Below are 14,202 nucleotides of genomic sequence, written 5' to 3'. Positions count from 1 at the left end.
TCCAGATCTGGAACAACCCGGCAGCTCGCTATGCGGGGTCTGGAACGTGTTCATCTGGTGCCGTACGTAGCGCCAGGTCCTGGCGGACGACCCACGATATTTCTCAGGCACAACGCGAGCTGAAAGCAGAGCGTCAGCCGTGGCATCTTCGACAGCCATATCTGCAAAGCCGTCCAAGTACCGTGTGCACGCAAATGGAGAGCATCTTCGCAAACTAGAGTGTTCTGCATGAGCAGCGGCTACTTGAAGGGGCTGACGATTACGCAGTGAGTTTGCAGCGGATGATTACGAGAATCTGGCAGGAGAACGGCTGGCATTGCTCAGTACATTGGTTCGTATAATGTATATTATGTTAAATTAAGTATGGCGAACGGTCACGCTCATTCAACTTGCACCTCACTCTGCTTCCCAGCTGAGCCACTTCCCTGTGGCTCTTCTATTCACCCGCCATGCAGCGACACGGACTTCAATCTGGCGCTACAGGTGATAGTCGCCCGCCGCCTCCGGCTGATAAAGCACTTTCCTGATCTCGATCTGCCGCGTGCGGCCTGCGATGCGCCAGTCGATGGCGTCGCCTTCCTGATAGCCCAGGATGGCAGCGCCGAGGTCGGAGCACACTGAATGCTTGCCGGCGCTGCTGTTGGCCTCTTCGGGGTAAACCACGGCCACTTCGATCTCTTCGTCGTCCAGTTGCACCAGGGCTCTGGTGTTCATCGTGACGACGGTGCTGGGCACCTGGTTCGGCTCGACGACAATAGCGCGTTCGAGCTCGTGTTCGAGTTGGACGACCGGGCCTTCCTCCAGAGCGATCAGGTTGTCGAGCTTGGCCTTGTCCATTTCGGTGATGTAGATCCCGGGTGCATCGCGGAAGGCATCTTCGCGCAGTAGCTGCAGGTAGCGCCCGGCCGTCATGGCCCATGAGGTCATGGTCGGTGTTTGGCTCTCGAGTTCGAAGCCGCTGCGCAGAAAGGCTTTCTGCGAGCGCTGGTTGTCCGGGTGAATCTTGGCGATGAGCTTCCCGGCGCGCATGTCGAGGAACGCCAGCTTCATGCCTTCGCGGATGGTGCGGGTGCCGAGGTTGCGGCCCCATTTTTCGCTGTCGCCGATGGCCAGGACGATCTCGCACTCGGGGCCATTCTTGATCAGACGGACGAAGCCCACCGGCTCGTCGTACCGGTCATAGGCCATGAAGAAACGGCCATCGCGGTTGAACAAATGGGTCAGGATCGGCAATTGCGTCCGATCGATGGCGTGTTCGATGGACCGGGAAACATCGCGTGAATCGCTCAGGTAGCAGGTAACGCGATCATCTTCCAACCAGTCCATCAGCTTCAGCGCATGTGCCCGAGTGATTTCCGGGCACAGCGAAATGAAAGGCTTGGTCATCTTCACCACACATATTTGAAGGTTTGAAGCCCTTCATGGCTATGGCCATGACGGTTCTTACGGTAACCGGCTAGTTTAAAGCATCAGGCAAGCAATTCCGACCCATCTGGGCGCTCGATCTGGCCTTTGGGTTGGGCAGATAGCGCGCTGTCACTGCCCTCACCCGCCTTCATTAACCCAGACCATGCGGCAGTCCGGCGCCGCAGCCGGTAAGATTGCCCGGCTGACGACGCTCATGGGAGCATTGAATGACAACCGCGATGGTCGCGCTGTGCGTACTTCTGATTGGCTTCGCCGCCTACTACCTGGGCGTCGTCGCGCGTCGCCCTCAGCTGATCTATCAGGCCAACGCCCACAATGCCGAGCTGCTCGCCAGGCTGCCACGCCTGACGCAGCGCTTCTGGGCCACGCCCTGGGCCGTCAACGGGCACCTGCAGATTTTCGTCGCCGGTATCCAGGAAGCGCTCTCCCCTCGCCTGACCTACGACCGGGTCGAGACGCTGCGCATGAGCGATGGTGGTACCACGGCGTTGCACTGGCTGGGCGCCGACTTGCCAGCCCATACGCCGACCCTGGCAGTGCTGCACACCATCACCGGTACACCGCAGAGCATGCGTGTGTTCGTGCGGGACATGCAGCGCCTCACCGGCTGGCGAATCGTGTTGTGCGAGCGTCGCGGCCACGGCGAGTTGCCGCTGACCAGCCCGCGCTTCAACACCCTGGGCGACACCGAGGATCTGCGCGAGCAATTGCGTCGGATCGGCGAACGCCACCCCCACTCCCCGCTTTACGCCGCCGGTATCTCTGCCGGTACCGGCCTGCTGGTGCGCTACCTCGGCGAGCAAGGCGATGACACCCCGCTGCACGGCGCCTTCGCCTATTGCCCGGGTTACGACATCGAGGTGGCGTTCGCCCGCTCGCGAGCACCCTACAGCCGGGTGATGGCGAGAAGGCTGGTACGCCAGTTCGTGACGCGCAACCGCGAGGCTCTGGCGGCCTGGCCAAGCCTGGCGCGGCTTGAGGAGGCGCAAAGCCTCGATGAGTTTCACCAGCACCTGTACGAGTGTGCTGGCTACAACAGTTGGCAGGCTTACCTGGACGGCTGCAACCCGGTGGCGCTGATGGAGCGGATCAGTGTGCCGCTGCTGGTGCTCAACGCCGAGGACGATCCCGTCTGCGTGGCGGACAACGTGCGCGAGCATGAACACGCCATGGCGCGCCTGCCAAGAACGCTGCTGGCCGTGACCTCGCGCGGCAGCCATTGCGCCTACCTCTCGGGGCTTACCGCCAGGCCCTGGGCCCATCACCTGGCGGCGGAATTCCTACAGGCCGTGCACGCCGGCCGGGCGGAATGACGATGCGCCTGGTGATGAGCGAGAGGCTCACCACCAGGCGACGCGTCACAGCACGCTGGCCAGGAACTCGCGCAGCCGTGGATGCTGCGGGTCGTCCAGCAAGGCACGGGCATCGCCCGCCTCCACCACCTTGCCGTTGTCCATGAACACGATGTTGTCCGCTACCTCGCGGGCAAAGCCGATTTCATGGGTGACCACCACCATGGTGATGCCCGAGTGGGCCAATTGCTTCATCACCTGCAGCACTTCGCCGACCAGCTCGGGGTCCAGCGCCGAGGTCGGCTCGTCGAACAGCATCACGTCGGGCTGCATCGCCAGCGCCCGGGCGATCGCCACGCGCTGCTGCTGGCCGCCGGACAGCTCCCGCGGCCAGGCCTGTGCGCGGTGCGCCAGGCCGACCTGGTCTAGCAGCTGCATGGCCCGCGCCTCCACCTCGGCGCGTTTCAGACCGAGGATGCGGATCGGCGCATCGGCGATGTTCTGCAGCACCGTGCGGTGCGGGAACAGGTTGAACTGCTGGAACACCATACCGATGCGCTGACGCTGCCGGGCGACGGCCTTCTCCGGCAGTTCGTAGAGTGCCTGGCTCTTGCGGCAATAGCCGATCAGCGTGTCGCCGACGTGGATGGTGCCGCCGTCGAGCTTTTCCAGGTGATTTATGCAGCGCAGCAAGGTCGACTTGCCCGAACCGGACGGCCCGAGAATCACCGTCACCGAGCCGGCGGCGATGTCCAGGTCGATGCCGTGCAGCACCGTGTTGCCGGAAAACTGCTTGTGTATGCCACGCAGGCGGATGGACTCGCTCATGATTCGGCCTCCTGCGTGACCTTGTTGCGGCGCAACCAACTGCTGCGCGCCGGGCCATTGCCGCGGCTGAACCACACCTCGATGTAATGCTGGAGCACCGACAGCACCGAGGTCATCACCAGGTACCAGAGGGTGGCGACCAGCAGCAGCGGGATCACCTCATAGGTGCGCTGGTAGATGATCTGCGCCGAATAAAGCACGTCCTGCAGGGCGATCACCGACACCACCGCGGTGGTTTTCAGCTGGCCGATCACCTCGTTGCCAGCCGGCGGCAGGATGGTGCGCATGGCCTGGGGCAGCACGGTCTGGCGAAAGATTTGCCCAGGCCGGTAGCCCAGGGCCTTGGCCGCTTCGAGCTGGCCCTGGCCAACGCTCTGGATGCCAGCGCGGATGATTTCCGCCGCGTACGCGGACTGGTGAATCACCAGGGCCAGCACCGCCGCGCTGAACGGGCTGATGATCTCGTTGGTTTCCGCGCTCCACACCTCGCCCACCAGCGGCAGGCTCAGCGACAGCTGCGGATACAGCGCCGCGATGTTGTACCAGAGAAACAGCTGCACCAGCATCGGCACGGCGCGGAAGAACCAGGTGTAGGCCCAGCTGACGCTGACCAGCACCGGGTTGGAAGACAGCCGCATGAGAGCCAGCAGCGTGCCGCCGGCGAAACCGAACACCACCGAGATGACCGTCAGTTCGATGGTCATCAGCACGCCGGCGAGGATCGACTCTTCCGTCAGGTTCTGCGCCACCACGTCCCACTCGAAACGCGGGTTGTTGACCATCGAAGTGGCCACCAGCGACAGCAGCAACAGCACGATCAGGGCGCTGAACCAGCGCCCCCAGTGACGGTGCTTGACGATGCGCAGCCCGGCGATGTCGTCGTCAGGCCGTTGGCTCATTTGAGGTTTTCTGCGTTGAGGCCGGCGGATTCGACGGCGCCGAAGCCGATTTCCCACTTGTCGAGGATCTGCTGGTAGGTGCCGTCCTTGATCAGCGAATTGAGCGCTGCTTGGATCGGCTTGCCCAGCGGCGAATCCTTGGCCAGGGCGATGGACACGATGGTGTCCTCGATGGTGATCTCACCGGCCAGTTTCAGCGCCTTCACCTGGCCTGCCTGGTAGCGCAGACCTTCGTACGGGCCGAAGAACATCGGCACGCGGCCGCTGATCACCGCCTGCACGCCGGCTGGGCGATCCGGGAAGATCGGCACCTTGATGGCCGGCTTGCTATCGGCGACGCACGCCTCGCTGGCCTGCTGCAGGCGCGTGACCTGGGACGTGCCGGCGCCGGCGCCGACCGTCTGGCCGCACAGCTCGGCAAAGCTGTTGAACGGCCCCTTGTCGGAATCCGCACGGCCGACCAGGGCCAGTTTGGAGGCGTTGTAGTAGCCGACGAAGTCGACCTGTTCCAGACGCTTGGCATTGGCGTCGATGTTGGAGATCGCCGCGTCGTAACGCCCGGATTTCAGACCCGGAATGATGTTGTCGAAGCCGCCGGTGTCACGCAGGTCCAGCTTCACGCCGAGGCGATCGGCAACCGCGCTGATGATGTCGATCTCGCGCCCGGCCAGGGTCTTGTTGTCGGCCTGGTAGAACGTGGTCGGCGGCGTGTTCGGGTTGGTGCCGGCGATGATGCTGCCACGCTTCTTGATCGCTTCCGGCAGGCTGTCATGCAGCGCGGCGTCGGCCTCGGGCTTGGCGGTGGCGTTGAAGGGCACGCCCTTGTCGGCGGCCAAGGCGCCGGTCAGGGGCAACAGCGCGAAGGCGGCAGCAGTCAGTGCAGAACGTTTCATGGGCTTATTCCTTCTCGGTTGCCAGCGGGGCAACGGCGGCAAAGTTTTCATCAACGGACGGCAGGCCGAGGTTTTCCCGCAGCGTGCTGTATTGGTAATCGGTGCGGAACAGGCCGCGGCGCTGCAGCTCTGGAATCACCAGCTCGACGAACAGCTCGAGCTGGTCGGGCAGCACGGCCGGCATGATGTTGAAACCATCGGCGCCGCCCTGCTCCAGCCAGTGCTGGAAGTCATCGGCGATATCCTCGGCGGTGCCGACCACCACGCGGTGACCGCGCGAGCCGGCAGCCACTGCTGCCAGTTGGCGCAGGGTCAGGTTCTCGCGGGCGGCCAGCTCGGTAAGCAGCTTGACGCGGCTCTGGCTGCCTTCGGTAGCGGGGATTTCCGGCACCGGGCCGTCGAGCGGATAGGCGGTCATGTCCACGCCGAAACGCGCCGACAGCTGCTCGATGCCGTTGTCGATGTCCACCAGCTCGTTGAGCTGGTTCCAGACTTCCTGGGCCTCTTCACGGGTGCGACCGACGATGGGCATCACCCCCGGCAGAATCAGCAGGTGGTCGGGCTGGCGACCGGCGTCGCGCACGAACTGCTTCTGGCTCTGGTAGAAGGCCTGGCCCTCCTCCAGCGACGACGCTGCGGTGAACACCACTTCGGCGGTTTGCGCAGCCAACTGCTGGCCTGCAGGCGACGAACCCGCCTCGATGATCACCGGGCGGCCCTGGGGCGAACGGGCGATGTTCAGCGGGCCCTGTACCTGGAAGTGCTTGCCCTTGTGGTTGGCCGGGTGGATCTTGCTTTCGTCCGAGTAACGGCCGGTGTCCTTCTCGCGGACGATGGCGCCCTCTTCCCAGCCGTCCCACAGTTTGAAGGCGACATCGAGGAACTCGCGGGCCATTTCATAGCGGTCGGCGTGGGACGGCAGGTCTTCACGGCTGAAGTTGCGCGCCGCGTCGAGGGAGAACGAGGTGACCACGTTCCAGGCGCCACGGCCACGGCTGATGTGGTCCACCGAACACAGCGCGCGGGCCAGGTGGAACGGCTCGTCGAAGGTGGTGGAAGCCGTGGCGGCCAGGCCGATGTGTTTGGTCTGCACGGCCAGGGCCGAGAGCAGCGTCAGCGGTTCCAGGCGCGACATGGTCGACGGCAGGCGGTGCACGCTGGTGGCCAGGGCGTCGCCAACGAAGAACATGTCGAATTTGCCCTCTTCCGCCTTCTTGGCGATCCAGGTGAACCAGTCGATGTCGGTGGGCGAGCCTTTCGCGCCCTCGGCACGCCAGCCGCCCACGTGGTGCCCCAGCGCCTGCACGAACAGGCCGAGGCGCAGTTGACGGGGTGAAGCAGGTTGCACGGACATAACGAATCCTTACTGACAGCTGATGAGTGAAGCCAGGCGATGCAGCGCGGCATCGTCAGCGAGTTGCAGATCCCCGCTGATCGCGGCCAGCCGCGCCTCGGGCAGGGATCGAAGATTGGTGCGCAGCTTGGCCAGCACATCGGTGGGTGCGGCGGCGGTTTCCATGCGGGTCACGCAGTGGCTTTGGGACGTGCCGTCGGCCATGAACAGCGTGACGCGGTGAAAGCGGCGATCCGGATCGAGCTCATCGGCCGGCGCACACGGGTCCGGTACGCGCCTCACCCGTGCAGCCAGCGCGGCGATCTGGGTATCGACCGGTTCTTCGCCGTAACGCTCAAGGGAAATTGCGCCGTTGAGCAGCGCATCGGCGATCACGTATTCGAGGCTGAAGCGCGCCTGCACGCCATTGACCGGCGCGATGATGTTGGGCGCAGTGTCGGCGCCCGGCGGGAAACTCACCTCGATATGCTGCACCGCATGCAGGTCGGCGCCCAGCCGCTCACGCAGCACGAACGCGGCCTCCGCCGCACTGTGGGTTCCACCGCAGGTGGGATAGCGCTTGAATTCCAGGCCGGGCGCGATGATTCGCCAGGGGGCGCCCCACCCGGCCAACAGATCATCCGGGCGTTCGACGCCGTAACCCAGGGCAGCCAGAAATCCCTCCAGCACGCCGTGGCGCTGCGCGGCGAAACCCGCCCGGGCCAACTCGATGCTGTTGACGGCGCCCCGCGCGGCCAGGCCGGCATGCAGGGCCTTGGCCGCGGAGCCGAATTGGGCGCGCAGGCCCGAAGCCTGGGTCGCGGCCAGGCCAAGGGCGATTTCGCTTTGCTCTGGCGTCAGGCGCAGTAGCCGGCAGGCAGCGCCGGTCGCGGCGATCACACCCAGCGTCGCGGTGCTGTGCAGCCCGGCGGCGTAATGGCGGGTACCGATGGCCTTGCCCATACGCCCAGCCAGCTCGACGCCGACGACATACGCATCGAGAAAATCCTCGACCGCCAGGCACGGCTGGTTCGCGAGCAAGGCCAGCAGCGTCGACAGCACCACCGTGGTCGGGTGGCCGCGGAAGGTCGCATGGTAGTCGTCGAAATCCAGCGCGTGGCTCATGTAACCCAGCTGCAGGGCATGATGTTCCGTGCTGCGCGCTGCAGGAAACACTTCACGCACCGGCATCAGCCCCGAGTCCTTCAGCAAACCGAGCTGCACGGGCAGCAGGCAGGCGAAGTAATCGATCACGCCCTCGCGGGCGCGCGTGCGCTCCTCAGATCCGGGCTGACTGTCGGCAAGCGTTCTGGCCAATTGGCCGCTGAGGGATGTGTTCAAAAGGCACCTTTAAAGCAAGGCTTTGACCTGTATCAATAAATTTGTGCAATCGAGCATTTTCCCTTGCCAGCCGAAATAGCTGCAAATATCCAAAATGCATTTGCTTATTTCCAAAAGAAATAATCAGCATGTCGGGCTTGGAGCGCTGCCGTGATCCAGATGGATCAGGCAGCTCAATCCGGTAGCGCCAATTAAAAAGCCGCCAAGAACATAACGCTCCCGAGAAGTTGGTGAACTTATCAACTTACCAACTTCAACGAATCTTTAAACTGGCGCCAAATAAAAAACAGGTAAGACGACTGACAATTTCGAAAGACTAATTTTAATACCACACGCGATGCCTACATATTCCAAGCTTCATGCTCATCGGATAATCTAGCTTTGTCTGAACGACACACCTGCACAACTGCATATATAAGAACGTAGAAAACAAGAAGCGCCCTATGTAGGGCGTTCGATAACGATAGAATCTGGCGTCTTGTTGGCGCCGGTACGCCGCACCGAATCCTCGACGCCATCGCCGACCAGGCTCACAGCCCTCCGGCGACGCGATGCCGTGAGCGTGGAACGACGGTGCACGCACTGCATGACGGCCCATACTGGCAAGGAGTTCGTATGCTAGGTTCGCTGGATTATTCGCACAGGCGTCTGCTGATGGTTGACTCCGTTAGCGACTGTGAACCGCTTATTCAGGAACTGCAGCGCGAACGCTGGCTGGTCGAACGCAGCGGCCTGAACAATAAGATCGAGCCAGGTTACGATGTTTGTGTTATTTGCCTGCAGTCTCACCACCTGAACCAACTTGAACATATCAAACAGCTGATTCATCACAGCCGAAGTGAATGGATCGCTGTGATGAGTGGAGACCTGCGCCATAACACCGGGCTGGCCAACTTCATTTACGAATGGTTTTTCGACTTTCATACCCTGCCCATCGACATCGCTCGCATGCACTGCACCCTGGGCCGCGCGTTCGGCATGGGCCGCTTGCGCCACCCGGACACAAAGCCTAGCGCCATCGACGATGTGCTGATGGTCGGGCAAAGCCCAGCTACCCAGGCGCTATGCAAGCTGATCGGCAAACTCGCAATCAGCGACTCGCCGGTGCTGATCACCGGAGAAAGCGGCACTGGGAAGGAAGTAGTGGCGCGCAGCCTCCAGCGTCAATCGAGGCGTAACAAAGGCCCCTTCGTGACCATCAACTGCGGGGCGATCTCCGAACACCTGATCCACTCCGAGCTGTTCGGCCATGAGAAAGGTGCTTTCACCGGCGCGCATCAGCGCAAGATCGGTCGTATCGAGTCCGCTGAAGGCGGCACCCTTTTTCTCGACGAGATTGGCGACCTACCCTTGGAAATGCAGGCCAATCTGCTGCGTTTTATGCAGGAAATGACCTTCGAACGTGTCGGTTCGAGCAAGCCGATCACCGCCAATGTGCGAGTGTTGGCCGCGACCCATATCAACCTGGAAGACGCCATCGAGAAAGGCCGCTTCCGTGAAGATCTCTATTACCGGCTCAACGTGCTGCAGGTACGCACTACACCGCTGCGCGAACGCAAGGAAGATATCGCCCTGTTCGCCGAACACTTCTCGCAACTCTATGCCGCAGAGATTGGCCGTCGCCCGCGGCGCTTCAGCCGCGAAGCCACCGCCGCCCTGCTCGCCCACCACTGGCCGGGTAACGTGCGCGAGCTGGCCAATCGTGTGCGCCTCGGCCAGGTTCTTGCTGAAGGGCGGGAGATCGAGCTGCACGATATTGGCCTGGCGGCGTCCATAACACCGCCCTGCCGCCCGCTCGACGAGTACCTGCTCAATGCCGAGCGCAAGGCGCTGGAAGACGCCCTGCTGCACTTCGCCAGCAACATGAGCCACGCCGCCCGCTCCCTGGGCGTGTCGCGGCCGACTTTTTACCGGCTGCTGCAGAAACACAATCTGCGCAATAGTCGTGTGGCCCAAGGCGACTAGGCTCTGTACAGAGCCTAGAAGTAGTAAGGGAATTTGATGCTAAAGGTGAAGTCCGGCGCGTCCGGCGTCAGGCCGATCGACAGGTTGGGCACCACGGTGAGTTTGTCGGTGGCGGCGAACGTCATACCGATGTTGAAGTAGGCGGTGTTGGCGTCGCTGCCGGAGACGGTCTGCCAGCTTTGGCCCTCGGCCTTGATGCGACTCTTCTGGCTGATCAGCTCGCTGAACGACATCGACATGCTGGCCCGCTCGTTGAGGGCGAAGGCGACGCCGAGGCCGAATTGGAACCAGTTGCCCAGATCCACCTTGCCCGGCACCTTGACCCCGCGCTGGGGGCTTATGTCGTCGAAGCTGTCTTCCAGGTTGTAGGTGTAGGAGAAGTTGCCGAACACGACCGCCGGATCCAGGGTCTTGACCAGTGAAACGCCCGAGGTGACCGACCATACGCCATTGCCGGTGGGCAGGTCCTCGGGAATGCTCAGGTTGTCGTTGCCGGCCACCTTATCGAGCTTGATACCGTAGGGTTCGACCCCGGTGGGCGCTTTGACGCGCATGCTCAGCACCACGTCGGGTGTGCCTTCACTCTCGTCCAGCAGCTTGTAGGCGAGGCCCACGTTGACATCACCCAGACGTGCATCACTGCTGACGGTCGCCTCGCTGAACGAGGTGCTGGATCCTCCGGCGCCAGCGGACTGATAGGTGCTTTCGCGGTAGACCCACGGCGCATTGACGTCCAGCTGCCAGCGTTGCGCCCAGTTGTAGCGCCCGGTCAGATCGAAGGTGAAGGTGTCGGCATTGATCTGATCGACGCCGATATTGCCGAGGAAGATCGCATCCAGGGCCAGGAACCCGTTGAGGAATAACTGGCGCGAGTCGTAGTGGCTATAGGTGATGCCCGGCTCCAGGCTGAAGGTGCCGCTGCCGAAGAAACCACTGGCTTCCTGGTAAAGGTGCTCGACGCTGGCCGGCGGCGCGGCGTCATCCTTCAATGCCGTCCCGTAACCGGCGGACGAGCCGCTACCGCTACTGGCCACCTGCTGGTTGCCGCTGCGGCTCAATGGCGCCGGGCCGCTGCTGGCCTGGGGCGCGCGGCTTTCGACCTGCCGCAGGCGCTGCTCGAGCACCTTGAGCGCATTCTGCTGGGTTTCGTACTGGGTTCTGAGTGCCTGCAGCTCCTGCTGCAGGGCCTCGACCTGGGACGGATCAGCCGCGAAAGCCGTGTTGAAGCCGACACCGAACAGCATGGCAACGCTGATCATCTGGCGCATAGTCGCAATCCTTTGTGCCACCTTGGCACTGCTCAATAGCCATGGGGGCGCAAGGCCCGAAGTTGCTCGATACAGGTATCCAGATTGAGGCTGCGCGGGTTGTCGCGCAGCGCCACGCTGAGGGTCGCCAGGTTGCGCACCTCGTTCATCGAGCCGGAGATAGCGGCTTGCTGGGCCACCCCGCCGCCGATCTGCTGGCTGCTGAAGCCCTGCCCTTGCCCGGCCTGCAAGGCGATGTTGATGCCGCCGCTGCGGCTGCTGACGTTTACCGTGCCGGCGGCGTTGGCGAACGCTTGGCTGCCGGTCCAGGGCTGGCCTTCGCTGCTAGCTGCGCCATTGTCACCGGTGCTGATCTGCACGCGCAGGTCATTCAGGCCGCTGTTCAGATCGCCGGCGGTACGCACGCTCTGCACGATGCCATTGACCGAATCCAGGCCGTTGCCGCCGGTGATCACCCCGGTTCCGGCGGCAACGGTGCCGCCATTGCCCAGCGAGCTGATCTCGCGAACCTGCAGCGCCGGCTGCACCTGGCCGTTGGCGACGTTCACCGCCACCTCGGCGCCGATCACTTGTCCGGCGCTGTTTTGCCAGGTCGAGCTCATCACCACGCCGAAACTGATGATGCGGTCGGGCAATATGTAGCGCCCGCGCAACTGAGCGAGCTCCTGATCGGCGACTTCTATAGGTTGGAACGGATTGGCGGCGCTCACCGGCAGGCTCGCAGCAAGAATGCTCGCGGCCAGCCATAGCTTGCTGTTCATGACCCTTCCCCTGGCAGTTAGAAAAAATCACTCTGGATGAAGCCGAACTCCATCAGCTCGGCATCTTTCACCGGGCTGAAGCCATCGATGCGCGTCTTGGCGGTCAGTGGCTCCGGCGGTGTCAGCAACGCGTTGGCGCGGTTGTAGCCCGGGCCGATCAGCGCGAAGACAATCCCGTTCCAGCCCTGGCTGAATTCGCTGAGCGGCATCTTCTTGTGCCCCAGCACCGGATCACCGACATAGGCGTAGCCGCGGTAGATGCGCTGTAGCACCACGAAGTGTTTGTAGCCGCGCACGTTGAGCAACACGATGCTGGGAATCTTCAGGTTCTGCAGTTGCTCGGCATCGACCCGGTAACCCCGCGCGCGCAGGCCCAGGGTGCTGGCGTAATTCTTCATGTCGAGCATGGAAAAGCCCTGGGTGCGTACCTGTTCGGCGTCGGCGCTGGCCAACATGCCGCGAATCACCTCTTCCTCCTGCAGCTGCATGCCATAGGCCTGATTGAGAATCGTCGCCATGGCAGCGGCGCCACAGCTGAAGTCGGTCTTCTGCTCGACCAGATTGGCGAAACGCCGCTCACGCATGCTCTCGACCTGCACGGTGGCGAGCGCCCCGCCGGGCAACACAGCCATGCGCATCTCGGCAGCTGTCGCGGCCAGACATAGCGTCACGCAGCTCAAGCCCAGCAGTCGCCTGGCAAGAAATCCAGCCATGGTGGTTCCCCGATAAAACGATGCCGGGCGGTCCCGGCATCGTCGACTGCTTCAGGCCTTAACGTGCGACGCAGGCATTACAGCCAGCGGCAATGGTCAGGCTGTTGCTTTGCTGGTTGCCGCCACCGGCTGCGATGTTGACGCCGACATTGCCCGATACGCCGGCCAGCGAACCGCTCAGGCTGGCGTTGTTGACGCTTGGCGTTTTCTCCTGCTGTGGCTGAGGCCACCAGGAACCGCCGTAGCTGCTGGTTTGCATGGCAAGGGCGGACTCGTCTTCGAAGACAGTGCCTTGGTTGTTATCGGTCACGTTGCCGTTGGAAGCCTGCAGCACGGTGGCCGAGGCGTTGGCCACATAGGCGGTTTCAGACGAAGCGATGGTGGTGTCGTTCTTCTGCTGGTTGTAGTTACCCGCCGCCACGTTGACGCCCAGGTTGCCGGTTGCGCCGTTGGCGCTGTTATTGACCGACGCATTGTTGGGGTTGCCGTAGTTGGTCAGGTTGTTGGAGTACGCCCGCTGCTCGACACCAGTGGTGGCATTGGCGCCGGAGCCGGCGACCGCGACACCGAATACGAAGGCGGTGTCGGCGGTGGCAATGGCGGCCGCGTTGGCCTGCTGGTTGTTGTCGCCGGCCGCGACGTTGACGCCTACGTTACCGGAGGCATTACGCAGCGAACCGTCGACGCTGGCGTTGTTCTTGGTCTCGTGGTTGGTGACACGGTTACCGAAGTTGAGCTGGGTGTCGGAAATCTTTGCCGTGGCGCCGCTGGCGTTGCTGGAAGCACCGCTGCTTGGTTGGGTTGCGTGGGCGGAGGTGGCCAGAACAGCAGCCAGTGCGAATGCCAGAGGGCTGAGCAGTACTGAAAGTTTCATGACGTGTTTCTCCATGCGGTTTAGTGTTGGCCTTGCTCGATTAGGGTCAATCCACAACCCTGATGCTCAGGTGATTGGCGGTTCGATTGCCAATCCCGGAACTCTGGTTCAGCTGCACGACGCCACGGCTTCCCGAGAAGGCCTCGTTGCTCATCTGCGCCCGGCGCTCGCCGACGGGTGTCGCTGAAAAGGATTTGTCGGCGCGAGTCACGCTCTGCGCCAGCACGCTGTCGTCCAGGCTTTGCGGTGCGGCTAGCAACGTCACGCTGAGTACGTTGACCTGCTGGTTGCCGACACCGGCTGCCTGGGTGACGCCGACCACGCCGTTACCGCCGCTGAAGGCGTTGCCGTCGATACTTGCCTGGGTGTTACGGGCAGCGCTGCCAGCGGGTAGCTGGTCGATGCTCTGGCGCACAGTGCTGGCTGAAACACCTGTCCCGCCCACGCTGATGACCCGCACATTGGCCTGCTGCTGCAGATCGCCGGCAGCCTGGTTGACGCTGAGGTTGCCCTGATAAGCGGATCCGGCTGCGTCGATACGCGCGACATCGTCAGCCTGAACCAGCCCGCTCAGGGCCAGGCTTATGAGCAGAATGCACGAGCGCAT

General features: G+C 62.9%; 13 protein-coding genes. 2 read left to right on the top strand and 11 right to left on the bottom strand.

The features are described 5' to 3' along the window. Window positions 1-477: 477 nt before the first annotated feature. Window positions 478-1,386, bottom strand: a complete 909-nt coding sequence (locus tag BM279_RS14320) for a bifunctional GNAT family N-acetyltransferase/nucleoside diphosphate kinase regulator (RefSeq protein WP_093504710.1) — start codon at window positions 1,384-1,386, stop codon at window positions 478-480. Between the two features lie 248 nt (window positions 1,387-1,634). On the opposite strand from BM279_RS14320, the gene BM279_RS14315 reads away from it, so the two are divergent. Next, complete coding sequence (locus tag BM279_RS14315; protein ID WP_093504708.1) at window positions 1,635-2,741, top strand: YheT family hydrolase; 1,107 nt, start codon at window positions 1,635-1,637, stop codon at window positions 2,739-2,741. Between the two features lie 45 nt (window positions 2,742-2,786). Here BM279_RS14315 and BM279_RS14310 read toward each other — a convergent pair whose 3' ends face one another. Genes BM279_RS14310 through BM279_RS14290 form a run of 5 tightly spaced genes read right to left on the bottom strand, consistent with a single transcriptional unit; the run spans window position 2,787 to window position 8,014 of the window. Continuing rightward, a complete protein-coding gene (locus tag BM279_RS14310) occupies window positions 2,787-3,548 on the bottom strand; it encodes an amino acid ABC transporter ATP-binding protein (RefSeq protein WP_093504706.1) in 762 nt (253 codons plus the stop codon). Then, the gene (locus BM279_RS14305; RefSeq protein ID WP_093504704.1) at window positions 3,545-4,447 is read right to left on the bottom strand and encodes an amino acid ABC transporter permease; all 903 of its coding nucleotides are present in this window, start codon (window positions 4,445-4,447) and stop codon (window positions 3,545-3,547) included. The genes BM279_RS14310 and BM279_RS14305 overlap by 4 nt, the downstream gene beginning before the upstream one ends. Further along, the gene (locus BM279_RS14300; RefSeq protein ID WP_093504702.1) at window positions 4,444-5,340 is read right to left on the bottom strand and encodes an ABC transporter substrate-binding protein; all 897 of its coding nucleotides are present in this window, start codon (window positions 5,338-5,340) and stop codon (window positions 4,444-4,446) included. Before BM279_RS14300 ends, BM279_RS14305 begins: the two co-directional genes overlap by 4 nt. A 4-nt stretch (window positions 5,341-5,344) precedes the next feature. Next, window positions 5,345-6,694: an LLM class flavin-dependent oxidoreductase gene (locus BM279_RS14295; RefSeq protein WP_093504700.1), complete on the bottom strand. Its 1,350-nt coding sequence runs from the start codon at window positions 6,692-6,694 to the stop codon at window positions 5,345-5,347. A 9-nt stretch (window positions 6,695-6,703) separates the two neighbouring features. Next, window positions 6,704-8,014: an MmgE/PrpD family protein gene (locus BM279_RS14290; RefSeq protein ID WP_093504698.1), complete on the bottom strand. Its 1,311-nt coding sequence runs from the start codon at window positions 8,012-8,014 to the stop codon at window positions 6,704-6,706. A 615-nt stretch (window positions 8,015-8,629) separates the two neighbouring features. Between BM279_RS14290 and BM279_RS14285 the strand changes: the two genes are divergently transcribed. Further along, window positions 8,630-9,979, top strand: a complete 1,350-nt coding sequence (locus BM279_RS14285; RefSeq protein WP_093504696.1) for a sigma-54 dependent transcriptional regulator — start codon at window positions 8,630-8,632, stop codon at window positions 9,977-9,979. A gap of 14 nt (window positions 9,980-9,993) precedes the next feature. Here BM279_RS14285 and BM279_RS14280 read toward each other — a convergent pair whose 3' ends face one another. The 5 genes from BM279_RS14280 to BM279_RS14260 are packed head-to-tail and all read right to left on the bottom strand — an operon-like array spanning window position 9,994 to window position 14,202. Beyond that, window positions 9,994-11,247 carry a hypothetical protein gene (locus BM279_RS14280; protein WP_093504694.1) on the bottom strand — a complete coding sequence of 418 codons (1,254 nt, stop codon included), beginning with the start codon at window positions 11,245-11,247 and terminating at the stop codon, window positions 9,994-9,996. A 32-nt stretch (window positions 11,248-11,279) separates the two neighbouring features. Continuing rightward, window positions 11,280-12,008 carry a hypothetical protein gene (locus BM279_RS14275; protein ID WP_093504692.1) on the bottom strand — a complete coding sequence of 243 codons (729 nt, stop codon included), beginning with the start codon at window positions 12,006-12,008 and terminating at the stop codon, window positions 11,280-11,282. 17 nt (window positions 12,009-12,025) lie between these two features. Then, window positions 12,026-12,721, bottom strand: coding sequence for a C39 family peptidase (locus BM279_RS14270; RefSeq protein ID WP_093504690.1), 696 nt, complete (start codon window positions 12,719-12,721; stop codon window positions 12,026-12,028). A 58-nt stretch (window positions 12,722-12,779) separates the two neighbouring features. After that, entirely contained in the window at window positions 12,780-13,595 is an 816-nt protein-coding gene (locus BM279_RS14265) for a hypothetical protein (protein ID WP_093504688.1), read from the bottom strand. Window positions 13,596-13,641: 46 nt separating this feature from the next. Beyond that, window positions 13,642-14,202: an adhesin gene (locus BM279_RS14260; RefSeq protein WP_244154165.1), complete on the bottom strand. Its 561-nt coding sequence runs from the start codon at window positions 14,200-14,202 to the stop codon at window positions 13,642-13,644.

Source organism: Phytopseudomonas straminea, assembly GCF_900112645.1.
GTDB classification, from domain to species: Bacteria; Pseudomonadota; Gammaproteobacteria; order Pseudomonadales; family Pseudomonadaceae; genus Aquipseudomonas; species Aquipseudomonas straminea.
The sequence above is the reverse complement of the archived record's forward strand: the minus strand, read 5'-3'. Positions and strand labels throughout refer to the sequence as shown.

Excerpts from the sequence above, each read along its gene's own strand:
- BM279_RS14320 (WP_093504710.1), bottom strand. The coding sequence starts at position 1,386 with ATGACCAAGCCTTTCATTTCGCTGTGCCCGGAAATCACTCGGGCACAT.
- BM279_RS14315 (WP_093504708.1), top strand. The coding sequence starts at position 1,635 with ATGACAACCGCGATGGTCGCGCTGTGCGTACTTCTGATTGGCTTCGCC.
- BM279_RS14310 (WP_093504706.1), bottom strand. The coding sequence starts at position 3,548 with ATGAGCGAGTCCATCCGCCTGCGTGGCATACACAAGCAGTTTTCCGGC.
- BM279_RS14305 (WP_093504704.1), bottom strand. The coding sequence starts at position 4,447 with ATGAGCCAACGGCCTGACGACGACATCGCCGGGCTGCGCATCGTCAAG.
- BM279_RS14300 (WP_093504702.1), bottom strand. The coding sequence starts at position 5,340 with ATGAAACGTTCTGCACTGACTGCTGCCGCCTTCGCGCTGTTGCCCCTG.
- BM279_RS14295 (WP_093504700.1), bottom strand. The coding sequence starts at position 6,694 with ATGTCCGTGCAACCTGCTTCACCCCGTCAACTGCGCCTCGGCCTGTTC.
- BM279_RS14285 (WP_093504696.1), top strand. The coding sequence starts at position 8,630 with ATGCTAGGTTCGCTGGATTATTCGCACAGGCGTCTGCTGATGGTTGAC.
- BM279_RS14280 (WP_093504694.1), bottom strand. The coding sequence starts at position 11,247 with ATGCGCCAGATGATCAGCGTTGCCATGCTGTTCGGTGTCGGCTTCAAC.
- BM279_RS14275 (WP_093504692.1), bottom strand. The coding sequence starts at position 12,008 with ATGAACAGCAAGCTATGGCTGGCCGCGAGCATTCTTGCTGCGAGCCTG.
- BM279_RS14270 (WP_093504690.1), bottom strand. The coding sequence starts at position 12,721 with ATGGCTGGATTTCTTGCCAGGCGACTGCTGGGCTTGAGCTGCGTGACG.
- BM279_RS14265 (WP_093504688.1), bottom strand. The coding sequence starts at position 13,595 with ATGAAACTTTCAGTACTGCTCAGCCCTCTGGCATTCGCACTGGCTGCT.
- BM279_RS14260 (WP_244154165.1), bottom strand. The coding sequence starts at position 14,202 with ATGCGCTCGTGCATTCTGCTCATAAGCCTGGCCCTGAGCGGGCTGGTT.